The 16978-nt window shown below is 55.1% G+C and carries 25 protein-coding genes and 1 pseudogene; 16 read left to right on the forward strand and 10 right to left on the reverse strand.

All coding sequences use genetic code 11. From position 1 onward, the window contains the following. Window positions 1-81: 81 nt before the first annotated feature. Entirely contained in the window at window positions 82-486 is a 405-nt protein-coding gene (gene msrB, locus J2D75_RS00145; protein ID WP_207851622.1) for a peptide-methionine (R)-S-oxide reductase MsrB, read from the forward strand. A gap of 41 nt (window positions 487-527) precedes the next feature. Here the strand turns inward: msrB and J2D75_RS00150 are convergent, their stop codons facing one another. The 5 genes from J2D75_RS00150 to J2D75_RS00170 form a co-directional block, all read right to left on the reverse strand. Beyond that, window positions 528-1268, reverse strand: coding sequence for a TetR family transcriptional regulator (locus J2D75_RS00150; RefSeq protein WP_207851625.1), 741 nt, complete (start codon window positions 1266-1268; stop codon window positions 528-530). A gap of 249 nt (window positions 1269-1517) precedes the next feature. Continuing rightward, complete coding sequence (locus J2D75_RS00155) at window positions 1518-2051, reverse strand: Dps family protein (protein WP_207851626.1); 534 nt, start codon at window positions 2049-2051, stop codon at window positions 1518-1520. Window positions 2052-2251: 200 nt separating this feature from the next. Continuing rightward, on the reverse strand, window positions 2252-3226 hold the full coding sequence (locus J2D75_RS00160) for an NAD(P)H-dependent glycerol-3-phosphate dehydrogenase (protein WP_207851628.1): 975 nt from the start codon (window positions 3224-3226) through the stop codon (window positions 2252-2254). 84 nt (window positions 3227-3310) lie between these two features. Continuing rightward, window positions 3311-3553, reverse strand: a complete 243-nt coding sequence (locus tag J2D75_RS00165) for a (2Fe-2S)-binding protein (protein WP_207851630.1) — start codon at window positions 3551-3553, stop codon at window positions 3311-3313. A gap of 154 nt (window positions 3554-3707) precedes the next feature. After that, complete coding sequence (locus J2D75_RS00170; protein ID WP_207851632.1) at window positions 3708-4190, reverse strand: Lrp/AsnC family transcriptional regulator; 483 nt, start codon at window positions 4188-4190, stop codon at window positions 3708-3710. A 99-nt stretch (window positions 4191-4289) separates the two neighbouring features. On the opposite strand from J2D75_RS00170, the gene J2D75_RS00175 reads away from it, so the two are divergent. The 3 genes from J2D75_RS00175 (at window position 4290) to J2D75_RS00185 (ending at window position 7078) form a co-directional block, all read left to right on the forward strand. Continuing rightward, on the forward strand, window positions 4290-5276 hold the full coding sequence (locus J2D75_RS00175) for a DMT family transporter (RefSeq protein WP_207851634.1): 987 nt from the start codon (window positions 4290-4292) through the stop codon (window positions 5274-5276). 4 nt (window positions 5277-5280) lie between these two features. Beyond that, window positions 5281-5619 (forward strand): tRNA-binding protein, encoded by a 339-nt coding sequence (locus tag J2D75_RS00180; RefSeq protein WP_207851636.1) that lies wholly within the window; start codon window positions 5281-5283, stop codon window positions 5617-5619. 256 nt (window positions 5620-5875) lie between these two features. Next, window positions 5876-7078 carry a tyrosine-type recombinase/integrase gene (locus tag J2D75_RS00185; protein ID WP_207851638.1) on the forward strand — a complete coding sequence of 401 codons (1203 nt, stop codon included), beginning with the start codon at window positions 5876-5878 and terminating at the stop codon, window positions 7076-7078. Here the strand turns inward: J2D75_RS00185 and J2D75_RS00190 are convergent. After that, a complete protein-coding gene (locus J2D75_RS00190) occupies window positions 7063-7395 on the reverse strand; it encodes a type II toxin-antitoxin system HicB family antitoxin (protein ID WP_207851640.1) in 333 nt (110 codons plus the stop codon). The two genes, J2D75_RS00185 and J2D75_RS00190, sit on opposite strands and share 16 nt — an antisense overlap. Continuing rightward, on the reverse strand, window positions 7392-7646 hold the full coding sequence (locus J2D75_RS00195; protein ID WP_207851642.1) for a type II toxin-antitoxin system HicA family toxin: 255 nt from the start codon (window positions 7644-7646) through the stop codon (window positions 7392-7394). Before J2D75_RS00195 ends, J2D75_RS00190 begins: the two co-directional genes overlap by 4 nt. 282 nt (window positions 7647-7928) lie before the next feature. Between J2D75_RS00195 and J2D75_RS00200 the strand changes: the two genes are divergently transcribed. Then, window positions 7929-8369, forward strand: a complete 441-nt coding sequence (locus tag J2D75_RS00200; RefSeq protein ID WP_207851644.1) for a RusA family crossover junction endodeoxyribonuclease — start codon at window positions 7929-7931, stop codon at window positions 8367-8369. A 370-nt stretch (window positions 8370-8739) separates the two neighbouring features. Here the strand turns inward: J2D75_RS00200 and J2D75_RS00205 are convergent, their stop codons facing one another. The 3 genes from J2D75_RS00205 to J2D75_RS00215 all read right to left on the reverse strand — a co-directional run bounded on the left by J2D75_RS00205 (window position 8740) and on the right by J2D75_RS00215 (window position 10113). Beyond that, entirely contained in the window at window positions 8740-9351 is a 612-nt protein-coding gene (locus J2D75_RS00205; protein ID WP_207851646.1) for an ImmA/IrrE family metallo-endopeptidase, read from the reverse strand. 5 nt (window positions 9352-9356) lie between these two features. Then, window positions 9357-9713 carry a helix-turn-helix domain-containing protein gene (locus tag J2D75_RS00210; protein ID WP_207851647.1) on the reverse strand — a complete coding sequence of 119 codons (357 nt, stop codon included), beginning with the start codon at window positions 9711-9713 and terminating at the stop codon, window positions 9357-9359. A gap of 160 nt (window positions 9714-9873) precedes the next feature. After that, window positions 9874-10113, reverse strand: a complete 240-nt coding sequence (locus tag J2D75_RS00215; protein WP_341534959.1) for a helix-turn-helix domain-containing protein — start codon at window positions 10111-10113, stop codon at window positions 9874-9876. A 324-nt stretch (window positions 10114-10437) separates the two neighbouring features. Here J2D75_RS00215 and J2D75_RS00220 point away from each other — a divergent pair, with 324 nt between their 5' ends. From J2D75_RS00220 to J2D75_RS00270, 11 genes and pseudogenes are all read left to right on the forward strand, one after another. After that, entirely contained in the window at window positions 10438-10668 is a 231-nt protein-coding gene (locus tag J2D75_RS00220; RefSeq protein ID WP_207851649.1) for a hypothetical protein, read from the forward strand. Further along, on the forward strand, window positions 10665-10934 hold the full coding sequence (locus J2D75_RS00225) for a hypothetical protein (RefSeq protein ID WP_207851651.1): 270 nt from the start codon (window positions 10665-10667) through the stop codon (window positions 10932-10934). Before J2D75_RS00220 ends, J2D75_RS00225 begins: the two co-directional genes overlap by 4 nt. Next, window positions 10931-11200 (forward strand): hypothetical protein, encoded by a 270-nt coding sequence (locus J2D75_RS00230; RefSeq protein ID WP_207851653.1) that lies wholly within the window; start codon window positions 10931-10933, stop codon window positions 11198-11200. The genes J2D75_RS00225 and J2D75_RS00230 overlap by 4 nt, the downstream gene beginning before the upstream one ends. Next, a complete protein-coding gene (locus tag J2D75_RS00235) occupies window positions 11197-11457 on the forward strand; it encodes a hypothetical protein (RefSeq protein WP_207851655.1) in 261 nt (86 codons plus the stop codon). Before J2D75_RS00230 ends, J2D75_RS00235 begins: the two co-directional genes overlap by 4 nt. Beyond that, the gene (locus tag J2D75_RS00240) at window positions 11454-11690 is read left to right on the forward strand and encodes a hypothetical protein (RefSeq protein ID WP_207851657.1); all 237 of its coding nucleotides are present in this window, start codon (window positions 11454-11456) and stop codon (window positions 11688-11690) included. The genes J2D75_RS00235 and J2D75_RS00240 overlap by 4 nt, the downstream gene beginning before the upstream one ends. Continuing rightward, window positions 11687-12340, forward strand: coding sequence for a hypothetical protein (locus J2D75_RS00245; RefSeq protein ID WP_207851659.1), 654 nt, complete (start codon window positions 11687-11689; stop codon window positions 12338-12340). Before J2D75_RS00240 ends, J2D75_RS00245 begins: the two co-directional genes overlap by 4 nt. A gap of 99 nt (window positions 12341-12439) precedes the next feature. After that, on the forward strand, window positions 12440-12688 hold the full coding sequence (locus tag J2D75_RS00250) for a hypothetical protein (RefSeq protein WP_207851661.1): 249 nt from the start codon (window positions 12440-12442) through the stop codon (window positions 12686-12688). Window positions 12689-12792: 104 nt separating this feature from the next. After that, complete coding sequence (locus tag J2D75_RS00255; protein ID WP_207851663.1) at window positions 12793-13662, forward strand: hypothetical protein; 870 nt, start codon at window positions 12793-12795, stop codon at window positions 13660-13662. Then, the gene (locus J2D75_RS00260; RefSeq protein WP_207851665.1) at window positions 13659-14468 is read left to right on the forward strand and encodes a bifunctional DNA primase/polymerase; all 810 of its coding nucleotides are present in this window, start codon (window positions 13659-13661) and stop codon (window positions 14466-14468) included. Before J2D75_RS00255 ends, J2D75_RS00260 begins: the two co-directional genes overlap by 4 nt. 98 nt (window positions 14469-14566) lie before the next feature. Further along, a pseudogene (locus tag J2D75_RS00265) lies at window positions 14567-15858 on the forward strand (phage/plasmid primase, P4 family). 393 nt (window positions 15859-16251) lie between these two features. Then, window positions 16252-16821: a recombinase family protein gene (locus J2D75_RS00270; RefSeq protein ID WP_207851667.1), complete on the forward strand. Its 570-nt coding sequence runs from the start codon at window positions 16252-16254 to the stop codon at window positions 16819-16821. Window positions 16822-16978: the final 157 nt, after the last annotated feature.

Consider the following 16978-nt stretch of genomic DNA (forward strand, 5'->3'; position numbering starts at 1 on the left):
TAGGCCTGTTCGCCCCGGATCGGAACGGCCTTTATATAAAACCCGGCCAGCGGACGGGAGTGGAAAAAAGGAGGCAGGTATATGCCAGAGCCGAGCAGTCAGAACGGATGTGGGCCAGCAGCCTGTGGCGCCCTCAGCCCTGAGCAGGAGCATATCCTGCGCGGGCATGGCACGGAGTATCCCGGCTCAAGCCCGCTTAATCATGAAAAACGCGAGGGCGTGTATTGCTGTGCGGGCTGCGGCACGGTGTTGTTCAGTTCTGCTACCAAATATGAGAGCGGCAGTGGCTGGCCCTCATTCTGGCAGGCAGAGCCTGAAGGCGTTGCCACCCGGCGGGATACCAGCCACGGCATGGTGCGTGTCGAGGTACACTGTGCGCAGTGTGAGGGGCATCTGGGCCATGTATTCCCTGATGGGCCGCCGCCCACGGGAGAACGCTATTGTATCAATGGTCTGGCGCTGGTGTTCAGGCCCGCCAGAACATAAACACGGCATAGCCGAGCGTATGCGCGGTGCTGTCTGCCGTATCAGGCGGCAGGAAGCCCGTGGCGTCCGCCGACCGCGCGCAGGAAAAATGTCCATGCGCGGTTGAAATACGCCTCACGTTCAGCCTTGTTCCTGAGGGGGTCGAGCCCGAACAGGCTGTCTTCAAGCGGCCAGCCGGTAATCAGGCCTGTCAGCAGGTGGGCGGCGGTATCATCCGCATTGCCGGGCTCGATCTGGCCTTTGCTTTCCGCAGCCTTGAGCAGGCGCACGATTGAATTATGGAAAGGCTGGCCGATGGCCTCCACTGCCTGCCGGAGTAGCGAGGGGTGGCGGTGTCCATCAGCAATCAAAATCCGGTAGGTGCCCAGTGAATCCGGCCGCAGCGTGAGATCGAGCAGCAGGGTGCTGATATGGCGCAGCTCCTCAAGCGGGTCTTTGAGCGGAGTGGCCGCCATGGCTTGCAGCACGGTGCCGGTCAGATCTGAAATAACCGCGATAAACAGCGCTTCCTTTGAGGGGTAGCGGCGGTAGATGGTCTGCTTGCTGGCGGAAGCCTTGCGGGCGATCTGGTCTATCGAGGTGCCCGCATAGCCATGCTGTACAAACAGGCCCGCTGCGATTTCCAGCAGATACTGGTCAAGTTCTTCCGTATCATGGGCCGTGGGGCGGCCGCACCGGCGCTTGCGGCCCTTCATGCAGGGGTTAAGCATATCCAGCAGGCGGGTCGGGCGCCGTGTGGCATCCGTTTCTTTGCTGGAAGAAGGCGGGCGGGTCTCGGACACTGATCTGTTCGTTCTGCTCTTGCCTGCACGCGCAGGCATGCGGTGCTTTCTTGCTTGTTCCGGGGCTGGCGTAGGCCGTTGTCGGGTGTTTGTAGTCTGTCCGGTGAACAGGTTGCAAGCAAAGGATCACACCCGCCCGACTGCCGGGGCGGTGGAACAGGCGGTCTGGCCCCTGATAAGGAGCCGGGGCATGCGCCAGCCATAAGAGCCCTTCTGGCGGGCCGCTCATGCGGCTGGCGCCAAACCCTGTCAGTCGTTTTTGCCAAAGGCCGGGCGGGTGCTTTCAAACAGGAACCACGTCCTGCGCTCGCCTTCGTCAATCCAGTTTTCAATCAGGCTGGCGGTTGCGACATCATGCGCCTCGTCACACAGGTCATGCACGGCGCGCAGGCGGCGGACAAGTGTTTGGTTGTCTTCACGCAGTTCAGCCAGCATGTCTTCGGGCGTGACATATTCAGCGTCGTTGTCGGCAATGACCGTCTTGCGGCTGATTTCACCGATGGAATGCAGGGTTGTGCCACCGACTTTTCTGGCGCGTTCGGCCAGCGGGTCAGTCATGGCGAACAGTTCCTGACTCTGCTCATCCAGCAGCAGATGGTAGTCGCGGAAATGGCGGCCGCTCATGTGCCAGTGGAAATTTTTGGTCTTGATATACAGAGCAAAGACATCGGCCAGAACGTCCGCCAGCCCGGCTGTTACGGCGTGGAGTTTTTTTGCGTCCAGATCGCTGGGCGTGCCCAGATATTCGCGGATATGGGCTTGCGAGGCTGTCGTCTTGGTCATGGTTTCGGCCTTTTTTCCGTTAATAACCAACGTGCAGTCAGGGTGTGTATGCCAGACTGCCTGTGGTTTACGTGGCGGCTGCGCTCCGCCATGCAAGGGAGGCCCATGAAGATGGGGAGAAAAAACGCCCCATCGCACGGAAACGTGAAAACAATGACAACCTTGTGACAGACCTTGGCGCAGCCTTAATGCGCCATAGGCTAGGGGGTGCTTTCGTATTCCTCTTTCAATGGGCGGCTGAGTAGTTGGGCCTGTGCGTGAGACAAGGTAAGCCGCCCCTCCAGAAAAGCCGCAATGCACTGGGTGATCGGGGCTTCCACACCTGCCTGAGCGGCCAGGGTTACAAGCGCATCGGCCGTGGTTACGCCTTCCGCGACACCGGGCAGGCTGGCCAGAGCTTCGGTGGTGGAGGCACCGCTGCCAAGGGCCAGCCCCATGCGGTAATTGCGTGATTGATTGCCCGTGCAGGTCAGTAGCAGATCGCCCAGCCCGGCCAGTCCGGCCAGTGTGGCGGCTTGCCCACCCAACGCGCAGGCCAGTCGTGTTATTTCCGCCAGACCGCGCGTAATCAGAGCGGCACGGGCATTTTCGCCCAGTCCCGCACCAATGCAGATGCCTGCCGCAACAGCGATGACATTCTTGGCAGCCCCCCCCAGTTGCACCCCGGTGCAGTCCTGACTGGCGTAAAGGCGGAAAAGCGGCGTAGCCAGTGTGTCGGTCAGGTGGCGGGCCAGAGCGATTTGCGGTGCGGCAATGACCGCAGCAGCAGGTAGGCCCGCGGCAATTTCATGCGCGAAATTGGGGCCGGATAACACGGCGCCCGGCACATCGGGGCGTTCACGCGCGAGAATATCGAGCGGGAAGGCAAGACTCTGCCGTTCTATGCCTTTGCAGCACAGAATGGCCGGTATGCCTGTGGGGAGCAGCGGCATAATGCTGGACAGGGACTGCGTAGGGATAGCCACCAGCACAGCTTCATATGCGGTATCTGCCAGTGTTGATGTCACCTGCACGGAGGCCGAGAGCGGAAAATCGGGCAGGCGGGGCATAGCGCCCGATGGCAGCGTGCTGGTGGACCGGGCCCACAGGTGAACCTGTGCGCCAGTGCGGGCAACATGCAGGGCCAACGCTGTACCCCATGCGCCAGCACCCATGACAAGAAACGGTTTGTTCATGCTTCGAGCCGTGCCAGAAGCCCCGCTGTTACGCAAGATCACCTGTTCTGGCCTGATGATCTGTTTTGCTGGTGTCTGCCGCGTTCAGGCAGACAGTGCGATTCCAGCTTCGGCTGCGGGGGCCATAGCCTGCCGGGCTGCGGCTTCATGGGCAAGCTGGTGCTTTTTACGGGCTTCGCGCAGCAGGCACACAACACCCTGCACGCAGTTGCCGCACTGTGCCCGGCATCCGCGCGCGGCATAAACCTCGCGTGGGTGGGTTGCGCCACCAGCGACTGCGGTTTCCACATCAACATGGGTAAGTCGGTTACACGAACAGACAACCATAGATCACAGTCCTGAGTCGTTGCGTCCTGAAGCGACGATAACAACAAATGATAATTAGTCGCAATACTTTTGTGTGGAATCCTGTCTCAGGGGCTTTTGGGTAGCCCCTGCTGAGCCTGCGCCAGCGCGTTGGATGGCGCATATAAGCGGGCAGTCAGGGAATAACGATCGTGCTGCCAGCCTTGACCCTATCCAGTGCAATCAGGGAGCGATAACTCGCAACCGAGTCATTTTGCGCGAAAAGGCGGCGGGTGATTTCCTCGTAAGCACTCATATCTGGTGCAACGACAATCAGGATAAAGCTGATACCCCCTGTCACGTAGTAACATTGCTGAACTTCCGGCGCGCTGCGAAAGAGGGTTTTTGCGGTATCGACCGTTTCAATACGCTCATCCTTGAGGCGTATTTCCACAATGGCGGTAATGCTCATGCTGACTGCCTGCACATTCACCACAGCGGTATTGCCAGCAATGATTCCCGCATTTTCCATGGCGGCAATCCGCCTTTGCACGGCTGCGGCTGAAAGATTGACCCGTTCGGCAATCTGCCGCTGCGGCATTCTGTTGTCTTTCTGGACAATGCGCAGAATGGCCCTGTCGAACTCATCCAGCGGGCGAGGGGTGTTTTTTTTGCTCATATGCGAGTTTTTGTTGCATTCAGGTGACCAATCAAGAGCGCAAAAATCACTTTCCTGATGATATGTCTCTGTCGCAAGGAGACAACAGGCGTGACGATCATGGCAAATAACCAACAGGCAGATACGGCAGGGGCTATTCCTCTGGGCATGCTGTGTGGCGCAGGGGCTGGCGCGTTATGGGGGCTGGTTTTTCTGGCGCCCGAACTGGCCCGCCCGTTTACGCCGTTGCAGGTCGCGGTTGGGCGTTATCTTGCCTATGGGCTTCTCTCCGTCATCATGATTGCGCCACGTTGGAAAAATCTCAAACGCAGTATAACGAAAAAAGACTGGGAGGCCCTGTTCTGGCTCTCGTTATGCGGCAATATTGTCTATTATGTCATGCTCTCGCAGGCTGTGCAGAAAGGCGGCATTGCGCTGTCATCGCTGGTGATCGGGTTTTTGCCTGTCACGGTTACAATCATTGGCAGTAAAGATAAGGGAGCGGTGTCTTTTCTCGCTCTTCTGCCCTCGTTGCTGTTCTGTCTGGCTGGGGCGCTGTGCATTACCTGGCAGGCTTTTGATGCGCCTCAGGCGGGCAGTCATTCAGTGAGCGGCTTTTTCTGTGCGCTTGTAGCGCTTGTTTTGTGGACGGCTTATGCTGTGGGCAACAGTCGTTGTCTTGTGCGGCTGCATGCCTTGTCTGTTCATGACTGGAACCTGTTGACCGGCATTGTCACGGGGGCACAGGCGTTACTACTCAGCCCGGTTGCGCTTTTAAGCGGGCCCTTGAATTATGATGCCGGGACGTTGGGGCGGTTTGTGGCCGTATCCTGTGCGGTGGCCGTTGTCGCGTCCATTTTCGGTAATGCCTTGTGGAACCGCATGAGCCGATTGGTACCGCTGACCATGACCGGGCAGATGATCCTGTTCGAAACTTTCTTTGCGCTGATTTACGGTTTTCTATGGGAGAGCCGGTGGCCGCGCCCGCTTGAGGTTGTGGCTTTTGTCTGCATTACTCTGAGCGTGCTTACCTGCGTTTCAGTACATCATAAACACGCCACCAGAGGGCGCAGGGCCGTCGATGGCTTGATGGAAAATGGAGTATAATGTCATGTCCACACTCTCATTTGATGATTTCATGAAAGTGGATATCCGCGTTGGCACAATTGTTGATGTCCAGCCTTTTCCAGAAGCCCGTAAACCCGCATGGAAACTGACCATTGATCTCGGGACGGAAATCGGCACCAAGCGTTCGAGTGCTCAGATTACAGATTTATATGGTATCGAGGATCTGGTTGGCCGACAGGTTGCCTGCGTGGTTAATCTTTCACCACGTCAGATTGGCCCTTTTCTCTCAGAAGTGCTGACACTCGGCTTTCCCGATGCCACTCACAACGTGGTTTTGGTAGCCCCGGAACGAGCAGTGCCCAATGGTAGCCGTCTGTTTTAAATGCGGGTGAAAGAAAGAGCGTTTTGCAATAACAGGGCTTTATAAAGCACGCTAGAAAAGACAGATTTTTTGGGTAAACCGTTGCAGGCGGCTGGTGGAGCTGAGGGCCACTAATCCGGCTTCTCTGGGCGGTTCTGTCTGGCGCAAATTCGTGCTATAATATCAATGATTTGCAAGATAGTCCGTCCCCCTGTGTGTCTGCCCGACTTTGCTTGGCGCAGTTTTTAAGGGGGGTTTTAAGAGGGGTATCCCGGTTATGAGTCGGGTTTCACCACACCAGCTTACGGCTCGACAGGTCAGCGCCCTTAAAGACGGGGCGCTGGCGGACGGAGGCGGCTTGTGGCTGGTCGCTCAGGGAGGGGCCAAGTCCTGGTATTTCCGCTTCACCAGCCCCGTGACCGGCAAGCGGCGGGAAATGGGAATCGGCTCGGTGGCCAACATCACGCTGGCGGATGCCCGCAGGCGTGCGACCGAGGCCCGCCACCAAATGGCGGATGGCTTAGACCCCATAGACGAACGGCGCAGGCAGAAGGCGCAGGATCGCAAGGAAACCGGCATCACCTTTGCCGAGGTCGCCCAGCGCTATATCAAGGAGATGACACCCGGCTGGCGGGATCCACGGGCTGCCACCATATGGACAAGCTCTCTCAAGCGACTGGCCTTCCCCATTGTCGGCGCCAATCCGGTTGCAGAGGTGGAAACGAAGGACGTGCTGTCCATCCTCCGCCCGATCTGGCAGACCACGACAGAGACGGCCGACCGGTTGCGGGGCCGCATCGAACGGATCCTCGATTATGCCCGCACGCATGGCTGGCGCGATGGTGAGAACCCGGCCCGCTGGCGGGGGCATCTGGCCAATATCCTGCCCAAGCCGTCCGCTGTCACAAAGGTGCGACACCATGCCGCCGTACCCCGGCAGGACATTGCCCGCGTCATGGCCAGGCTGGTCGAATCGGAAGGGATGGCGGCCAAGGCCGTGCGCTTCACCTGCCTGACGGCCGTGCGCTCTGGCGAGGTCAGACACGCTATCTGGCTGGAAATCGACATGACCGCCCAGATTTGGACTATCCCGGCCGAGCGGATGAAAACCGGCAAGGAACACCGCGTCCCGCTTTCGGAAGGTGCAATGGCTATTCTGCATGAAGTCCTGCCCCTGCGCGACCGGCGGGCGGGCGATCTCGTTTTCCCGGGCGCGAAGCGAGGCCGTCCGTTATCAGATGTGGCGTTGTCCAAGGCCCTGCACCTGGCCGCCGGCACAAAAGAAGTGACCGTGCACGGCCTACGCTCCACATTCCGCGACTGGGCGGCCGAGGAGACTGATTACCCGCGGGAAGTAGCCGAAATGGCTCTGGCCCATGCCATCAGTGACAAAGTGGAAGCCGCTTATAGGCGAGGCGACCTGTTTGATAAGCGGCGGGAGATGATGGCTGAATGGTTCGTAGTTCAACAATCCACCTGAGATAGAGCATCCGCCACCAGCCGGTTAAGGCTCACTCCACGGGCAGCAGCAATTTCAGCGGCGCGCGCATGAACATCCTCGGGCAGGCGCACGACGAACCGGCCGGAGTAGTGCTTGACCGGATCCAGCCCCTTTTCGGCGCACATCTCAAGGAACACGCGCAGCGAGGTCTCGCCTTCCTGCTGGAGACCTCCAACACTGTCAGCATAGAAGTCTGCCCCGCCGTTGAGGCCCAGAAACTCACCCCGGAACATGCCGATTTCCGGGTCAAACTGAATGACAGCCCGATGGCCGCCAATTTCCATCACATTATTCATGGTGTCACCCCATTTGCTTCGAGCCATTTTCGTATGGATGCAACGGCCCCTTTGTCTGTATCCGGCTTTGGATGAGGCCGATGGAACACCCGCACCTCACCGAACAGGAACATACCAACGCGAGAACCTTCGCGCTCTGAAACCTCACCACCGAGGGACACGAACAGCGCTTCAATATCCGCCCACGGCACATTGCCGGATACGGGACGTTTGAAGATCAGTTCCAGCGTGCGGCGATGCTTAGCTTTCATAGCATGATTGATACTGATTTATAGTATCAAATGCAAGAGGGGACTGGGGTGCTTGGCCGAACCGACATGCCTTGCATAGTTAGATACGCGCGTTGCACAATTGAGGTGCGACCGTTGTACAATTAAGAGGTCACGGGGTTACGGGTTCGCATCTGGTTTTCAGTTTGGATGGCCTGCATGCCTTGCAGTTCCAATTTGGGTCGCCTGCTCCAGCCTCTGCATCGCAGTTCCGGCGACCACTTTCTATTGTACTGACTGCCGCTCCTGTACTATGATTTTGGCATGGAACCCGCGGCATCCGAACAGCCCATTTACCGTATCATCATCCCTGGTCTGCTGAGGGCCAAAGGCCGCCCACGCTTTGGGAACGGACGCACTTTTACCGATGCCAAAACGGTGCAGGCTGAAAAGCATATCCAGCGCCACGCCATAGAGCAGATTGGCAAGCCATGCCTGAGCGGGCCGCTTCATGTTTCCCTGACAATCAACATTGCACCACCCCCGTCATGGAGTAGGAAGAAGACAGCAGATGCGTTGGCAGGGCGCATACTCCCAACCAGCAGGCCAGACATAGACAATCAGATGAAGACCGCAGCGGATGCCTTAAACGGTATCGCGTGGAAAGATGATGCCCAGATTGTGGATGCCAACCTGTCGCGCCGCTACGGGCCGGAGAGCGTGACCGTGATTGTTGTACGGCGTCTAAATTCATTGTGCGTATAATTTTCAGCCACCAATTTAAAAGTATACAGCCAAGAAAAATTACATGCTACTGCGCTCAATATCTCAAGATAATTATAAAAATGAAAGCAGCATAATAATACGAGGGAGATAAAAATATCTCCCTCGTAAATTATTTTAGACCGGGATCAAAATCGGCCAAGCCTTAAGCCCGAAATTACGAGCATAAAGCACTTTGCCAGATTTCGCACATTTCCGCCATGAACGGAAAATATAGCGATATCCTGGCGGCGCTGGCGGTAAAGGTTTCTTCACCATCACGCTTCCTCTGGGGCGACATTTGCCTTGACAGAGCATCCAACCTGTACCACTTGTACGGCTGTTGAGACCTCGTTGGCGCTCTGTGGCTTTCCTACCAGCTAGCCCCTTGCCCAGCAGGAAAAGTAGAGACTTGAGGATTTATCCTCAGGTCTTTATTTTTTTGTGGAAGAATCCTCCCTTTGCGATGCAAATATGACAGTCTATTGGCTGCAGCTTGATAGCTGACCCCATGTCTTAGCATCACGGTGTCCGGAGTATCTTCCGCAGAAAAAAATCTAGCAGGCATAAGCAACTCGCTAGCAAATTGATTAGCTTGCGGTTCGCTCTGCCTAAAGATAGGAACACTCTGCTCTGGTTGAACCCGAGCCAACTGTACATTTGTATGCATGTCCCAATGGCCTAGTTCATGAGCAGCAGTGAAACGGTCTCTAGGTTCACCTTCCCATGCACGTCGATATACATCTTCTCGAAGATAAATCGCTTTACCTGACTGATCAGTATACCCCTCGGCACTACCCATTTCTTGATTTTCTACAATAATTAAATCAAAAAAATTAAGCTTATTGTCGAGAACTTTCTCCAAAACCTCCATTATTGGAAAAAAAGGATCATTTTCCAATCCTAAAATTCTGCGCCATTTGAGTGTATTATTCTCAATTTTAGACCAGCTTAAAGGGGGAACAATAAAACCATTTCCATTCATTGTTTCTACTCACCTTTATCCTTACTGAGAATAGCCAGAATCTCACTTAATTGTTCTTCAGATAATTCATTCATACGCCTCGCCATCAGGCCTGCTGTATCTCGTCCTAAAATGCTGCATGGCTCAATAGTGAAACTCTTACGTGCTCTGTCAGCAACTTGTTTTAGTTTCTCTCCGACATCTGCGGCTAAACCGTAAGCCTGAGCAATAATGTCTTCGAATCCATGCGGCGGAGATTTTTTTCCGACTTCAACTGCAGAAATAAAAGCAGAGGATTTTCCGATTTTGTCCGCCATATCCATCAACCGTTCATCACGGTCAATGCGGATCTTTCGAAGCTCCTTTCCAAATTCTGTCACCATTCCTTGGCACCTCCTGTTGGGGTCTAGATTATATAAATCAACCTGATGGGTTAAATCAAGTGTCTGGGTAAAAAAAATAAACCGTTCTGGTTAATTTTTGTCGTATTCCATTACGCCAGCTACATGCAGACGTTAGATTTTACCCTTTATTGATCTCGAACTAACATTTCACTTTCCTCAGCCTTACCCCAGCCCCGCCACCATTCTCAGCAATGAACTCAACGCCAGCGGCTTCCAGAGCAATGCGGATGGCGGAAAGTGTTCGTGGATAAGGGGCTCTAGCCTCTCTCTCAAAATCAGCAATAGTTTTTTTCGCTACCTTTGAGGCATCTTCTAACTGACTTTGAGACCAGTTTAATAGCGCGCGTGCTGCTCGGCATTGTGGGGGAGTAATTTCCACTTATAAAGTAACCTTACATCAATGATGTTGACTTATCTTCTGGAGTAAGGTTACATCATAGATGTGATGTGAATTATCTGCAACACAAGACGGCTAGCTTAGTGATTACCAGTCACAAAGCTAGCCTAACCACAACCGAACTGGAGTTTCGGCCATGGCTAACTATCCCTATAGCACGCTCACGCATGCTCACGCGTTCAATATTATAAACTCAAGGCTCCCCGCTCTCATAGCTCCGGCTTTAATCGCTTTAGCCTTGTTAGGGCTGGCAACACCTGATCCAGTTATATCAAGCCGGATCGTTCATATTCAGGAGGTGGCACAATGACCCCTCTGGAACATGCAGCTTACGCTCTGAACTGGCAGGCTGATCACCAGCGCCGCGTTGCGGTGATCTGTGATGCACTTACGGACTATCTGGCCAACAAGACCGGTGGTCCTGATGGTAGTGACGCGGAAATGTGCAGTGGGGTCGCCCTGTTCCTGTCCGCTTATATCCGGCACGGGGCAGATGTGGCCGCAGAAGACGCCAAGCACGCGGAGGCAGGAGCATGACTGGCCTCTCACCCCTGACTGCTTTTGAACAGGAAAGCGTTAAGGCCCTCAGAGTCCCTGACGTGGTTTTGAATGATGCTAGGAAGCTATCAGGGCTGGTTGTGGCCGTGGCCGAAAGTGGCGTTGGCGCTGGCCGCGAGATCACCGAGCCAGAAGCCCTGCTGTGGCTAGCTCATCGCCTGCAAGACAAGCTGGACCTGTTGGCTGCGCTATCTGGTGACGGAAACGCTCCCGGCTGGATGCAACCCGAGGAGGTGCAGCCATGACCCCAGATGAATCGTGGGCCGTCTTTGGTGTGTCTGACCCGATCGCACGCGGGAAGGCGTGGGCCGAGTCCGTGTGGGGCGTTGATGGCCTGCCCATGCCCTTAGCTGTTCGGCTCGTGGTACAGGAGGCGGACGCTCTGGGCAAAACCATGAAAGCGCGGGGCGGCGCTCCGCTGGTCGAGCCGTATTGCAGCGCCTTCACCATTTCAGCCAAAGCCCGGCTGTTTGACCTTTACCTGTCCCAGCACCACGGAGGCCACGCATGACCAGCCCCATTCAGGTGGCCACCATTGCCGCCCTCAGTTCCGATCGCTGCTGTTGGAAGGAGCAGACCCTTGATGCGGGTCTGCCTCATAGCCGCCGTTTCAACAGGGCTTACCGCCGGGTGGCTTCCGTACGGGCGCGCACCCTGAAAGACCTGCAATGCAAGGCCCGGCTGATCCTGCTGACAATGGAGGAACCGGACAGCATGGAGGCTAGCCTTGCCCGCGATGTGCTGGCGTTCACGGGAGGCCAGCCATGACCCGTAAACCACGGCCGGAAATCCCGGTTGCCACGCCAGATCGGATCGACCTTATCCAGACTGCAAGCTTGGAATTGAGCGCCATTTCCACTTGTCTTTCAGCTATGGGCCGTGAGCTTATTCACGCGCCGGGAGCCGGAAGACGCCTGCCGGATGCGGCTGGAAGCGCAATGGAGTGGCTTGCCGCTGAGATAGAGCACCGGTGCGCCCTGATTGATGAGGTGCTGTCATGAGTATAAAGAGCCGCAATTTAAATAAGGTGTTCGAGAGAGCTCTGTCTCCAAATGTAGAGATGCTGTCGGAAGCTTTTTCCGTCTCTGGGTTTTCTGGGGATGTTAATAAAGAAATATTAAAGGTTTTTATAAAAAATGAAAAAGAGGTTAGTATTTCGTTTACCAATACTAAAAAGAGAGAGATTGGAGATTTTGATAGAGGGGTGCAGAATTTAGAAAAAATGCGCATGGCGATTAAAGCAATTAACGAATGTATAGATTTCAATAGAAATTCTACAGAAATTTATTTTCGCTATTATTCTGAAAAGAATTTTGATGAATTAGAAAAGGAGTGGAAGGAAAAATGCGATAATCTTAAAAAATCTCTTTTTGATATTCCGCCGCCAAAAAAACAAAATGTTATTTGGCATGAAATTGCAGTATTTTATTTTTGTTTTTATTGCGCTGTGACAGGGGCTGATTCGTTTTCTAGGTCTGGTCCGGCGGTTCGCTTTATCTCATCTATTCTTGGTGGTGATGTTTCTCTTGCCTCAATTGAAGGTGTTCTTAACAAGTGGAAAAAGAGAAACTCTTTTCTAGCCCACAATGATATGCCGTTGTGGAAATTTTCCATTCAAATAGTGGCTCAAAGTTTTGAGGGGCTTACGTAAAAATGGCAGAGGCTTATTTTGCGTAAGGACGCAGTTGCCTATGCTCCCTATTTTGTCCTTGCAACCATATAACTCCACATGGGCACAAGGATATTTTATATGAATACTGAGCAACCATCGAACAGTTTTCGTGAAGCATCTGACTTGCCAATTCTGGTCTCTATGGGTTCTGCCCCGCAGACCTTTGGGATGTCTCGCTCTTATATTTATGAATTAGCTGCTCAAGGAAAAATCAGTCTAAAAAAAATGGGCCGCTACACCATGGTCGTAACAGAAAGCATGCTGGCTTACATCAATGCCTTACCGAACATGACACCAGTAACCCGCAAAAAGAAACCGTCAGCCTGAGAACAGACTGACGGCCCTGAAAACCCCTCACCTAGGGATTTCTTAATACCACGGGCACTCGTCAGGTACAATTGTAATCTCAGGCAAGTAATGGAGAATTTTTCATGAACACGCAAAAGCGTGAACGCTCTCGGCTTGCCTCTATTCTGCCAGATCCAACAGTCACGACAGGCAAATGCGTATTGCAGGATATCACCTCTGATGGCGTTATCGATTGGGAGCATGTTTGCCACCTATGGGTTTTCCCTGTGGGCAACGGCAATGGCGTGGCTTATGCCCCCTGCGTTGTATTTTTGGATAACTCATGGGCCATGATCGGGCCTATTGGCACGCTGGAGGCAGCACGTCAGCTTTGCTTCCGGTGGAGCGCCTTGCATGACCGGGGCGTATGCGACCAGACACGCCCGGCAGTTCCTATGCCAGTTGTACGCACCGGTCGTCTGGTAGACATACCGCCATCCGAGTTGCCCAATACCCTGCCCGGAGACCCGTGGACCTTCAACGAGCACCTGAACCGCTTCCAGCTTGATCTGCTCCAGCTTGGTATTGGCATAGCCAATGAGGCCGAGGGGATTACGCTTGATGAACGTATTGCTCAGGTTGATGCAAAATTGCAGGAGATCGGCAGCTTCTTTCGCGCCAGCGATGTTATCCAACCCCATCTGGCCAAGGCCTATATTGCCAAAGCGCGCGAAGCCGCAGTGTTCTGGGCAACCGAGGCACAGGCCGTAGAGGATGCCGAAGTTGATACCCCAGAGGACACGGCCAGGAACTTTGTGGATGACATCCGCAAGGGTGGCATCACCTTTGCCGAGGCTTACGACCATCTGAACCAGTACATTGGCTTTGTGTATGGCAACATGACCAACGAGGACGGCTCCCCCTTTGCTGAGCGGGCTGCTTACGCCAAGCGGGCTTATGATGCTGGTTATGCGCGCCTTCAGTATTTCTTCAAGCAGGCGGTCCCCCAATGAGCGCGGCCCTCGATCAGTCGGATCGGCCGGTATCAGGGGATCCGGTAGCAGCCTACGCGCAGAAACTGGCCCGGCATGGTCTTAAGGTCTTTCCCTGCCAGCAAGACAAGCGGCCGACCTGCAAATGGGGTGAACTGGCTACTAACCGTCCCCAAAGCGTTCCCATGTTGTGGCGCACTTATCCCGGCCCGCTCATTGGGGTGATGACGGGGGCGGTTTCAGGGTTTGATGTGCTTGATCTGGACTGGGGGAAAGGGGGCGATGACTTCCATCAGGAGCATTGCCCCCGGCTGACTGGCACCCGTACGCATCGGACCCGTTCGGGCGGGCTCCACCTGCTCTTCAAACATCGGGAGGGCATGCGGAACAGCGCCAGCCGGATCGCGCATGGCGTGGATGTGCGGGCCGATGGTGGATACGTTATCTGGTGGCCAGCCGCTGGGCTGGAGATCGTTGACCGTAGCCCAGCCCAGCAGTGGCCTGCCTGGCTGGTTGAACGGGCTCAGCCGCCTATTCCGCCGAAAGCCAGTTTAGAGGCTACCAGTCTGGATCTGCAGGATGCGGAGAAGAAGGTTCGTAATGCCGTGCGCTCCGCTGTGCGGTCTGTAGCTTCTGCCCCTGAAGGACGCCGGAACGATACCCTCAATGCCGAAACGTACGCGATAGCCCGTTTTATTGCGGGTGGGCATCTGACCGTTGCGCAGGTTGTGGATGCTGTGGCCGCGGGTGGCCTGCAGGCGGGTCTGACGCACCCGGAAATTGAAAAGACCATCGCGTCCGCTCTGCGGGCAAGGGTGGGGGTATGACAGAAACGACCAGTATTGATGATGTGGTGCGTCAGGGGCTGAGGCAGGCCCAGAACGTGCCGGGTAGCAATAGCTACGCGCTGCTGACCGAGCATGGAATGGCAACGGCTTTTACCAACCGCTACAAGGATGAACTCCGTTTCGATCATCAGGTTGGGCGCTGGTTTCTGTGGGCAGGAACGCATTGGGATGAGGACAGCATGCACCGTGCCTTCAGCTATGCCCGTGAGCTGGTGGCTGAGGCCAATCGGAACAGTGAGTTCAAGGAGCAAGCCATTACAGGCAAAGCGTCCTTTTGCAGCGGCGTGGAAAGGTTCGCGCGTGCCGACCCCGCACATGCTGTGGTGCCTGATGACTGGGACAGGGATCCATATCTACTTGCAACCCCGGAGGGACTGTTGACCTGAAAACGGGTATCCTCAGGCCTGCTGCCCCTGATGATATGATCACCCGCGTAGCGGCGGTTGCGCCAGCCGAAATACCTTGCCCGCGTTGGCTACAGTTCCTGCAGGAGGCTACCAACAGAGATGAGGAGCTGATTACCTTTCTCAAGCGCTGGTGTGGATACTGCCTGACAGGTGATACGCGTGAGCACGCTCTGGTGTTTGGTTGTGGCCCGGGTGGAAATGGAAAGAGCGTTTTCCTCAATGTGTTGGCAAAGATCATGGGAGATTACGCCACAGTCGCGGCCATGGATACGTTCACCGCCAGCCATGGGGACAGGCACTCAACCGACCTTGCCATGTTGCGTGGCGCCCGTCTGGTCAGCGCTTCAGAAACGGAAGAGGGCAGGGCTTGGGCCGAAAGCCGGATCAAGCAGATGACAGGTGGTGACCCCATTACCGCGCGTTTCATGCGGCAGGACAACTTTACCTTTTTACCCCAGTTCAAGCTCACTATCGTGGGTAACCACAAGCCAGTGCTCAAGAACGTGGATGATGCGGCCCGCCGGCGCTTCAATATCGTTCCGTTCATTCACAAGCCCAATAGCCCCGACAAGGATCTGGAATTCAAGCTTCAGGAAGAATGGCCGGGTATCCTGCACTGGATGATACAGGGGTGTCTGGAATGGCAGCGTGAAGGTATGCCCCGCCCCGCAGTCGTGAGGGAGGCAACGGCTGAGTATTTTGAGGCGCAGGATACGTTTGGCCAGTGGCTGGCTGAAAGATGCATTCTGGATGTTGGTCTGGAGACGAAGCCCAGCATGCTGCTCAAGGACTTTCAGGAATGGTGCCGTAACAACGGGGAACCTGAGAGCGATAACAAGCGCATGCGCGGGATGTTGGAGCGGACAAACGGTATTCGCTATGTGAAGACACGAGGTATTCGAGCTGTGCGAGGTGTTGGCTTAAAACCGTCCCTTTCTGAGCAAAACCGATGGATGGATTAAACCGGGGGCAGGGTGGGGCGGGGTTATCCGATTTGGCGCCACACGCGCGCGTACATGAGGGATAACGAATTCACCTATCCCCACCCCGCCCCCTCTTCGATGCTTGTTGGACAATTGAAGGTTTTTCGGCGGTTGCTCGGAATTTCCGAGGATGTCGGAAGGTGTTTTTAGGGGGTGTAGGGGTGTGCTCGGAAAAATCTCCCCCTGTGGTTAGCCTTCTTCCACTGTCGCATTGGCATGACAGGCACGGGCGCTTGTCTCAAAAGGCAAGCCTTTCAGGACGTGGAAAACGTGGGACAGAATGACGGAATGTCTTAGTCCTAAAAATTACCATTTGACTTTTAGGACACGCAAGGAATGACCTCTTAGGAGTTTTAGGACATGAGGCCAGTCATGAAGATCGGATACGCTCGCGTTTCAACCGTAGATCAGGACGCCGGACTGGAAGCGCAGATACGTGACCTGACTGCGGCAGGGTGCGAGAAAATTTTTGCCGAAAAGGTCAGTGGCACAGACAGTCAGCGCCCAGCCCTAATGGAAGCTCTGGAGTATGTGCGCCCGGGCGATGTGCTGGTTGTGACCAAGCCCGACCGTCTGGCCCGCTCTACTGCTGATCTTTTGGGGTATGTGCAGACCGTGCAGGCTAAGAAATGCGGGCTGATCGTCCTGTCCATGAATGGCACGACCCTGGACACGACAAGCCCCACCTCCAAGCTGATGCTGACCATGTTGGCGGCCGTGGCAGAGTTCGAGCGTGACCTGATGCTGGAGCGCCAGAGAGAGGGGATTGCCAAAGCCAAGGCGGAAGGTCGCCCCATGGGCCGCCCCCGCACGGTCCTGTCGAAGACCCAGACCATCCGCAAAATGAGACAAAAAGGCCTGTCAGCGGCTGCCATTGCCAAGCAGTTAGGCATTGCCAGATCGGGCGTTTATCGGGCCCTTGGCGGTCAAGGTGAGAGTTGATAATTTCGCAAACATCATTGTAACAATTTGTGATGTTCGGAATTCTGTTGTCTCCCTGCGTCTCCTGCTGTGTCTGTGTGACGCAATGAAACGGGAATATCCCTTCTATATAAAGGTGGTTTCCAATTTAGGTTTTGATGCGGTGGGAATGCCCCGG

Origin of the sequence: Acetobacter suratthaniensis, assembly GCF_017377745.1 — a bacterium.
Classification (GTDB): domain Bacteria; phylum Pseudomonadota; class Alphaproteobacteria; order Acetobacterales; family Acetobacteraceae; genus Acetobacter; species Acetobacter suratthaniensis.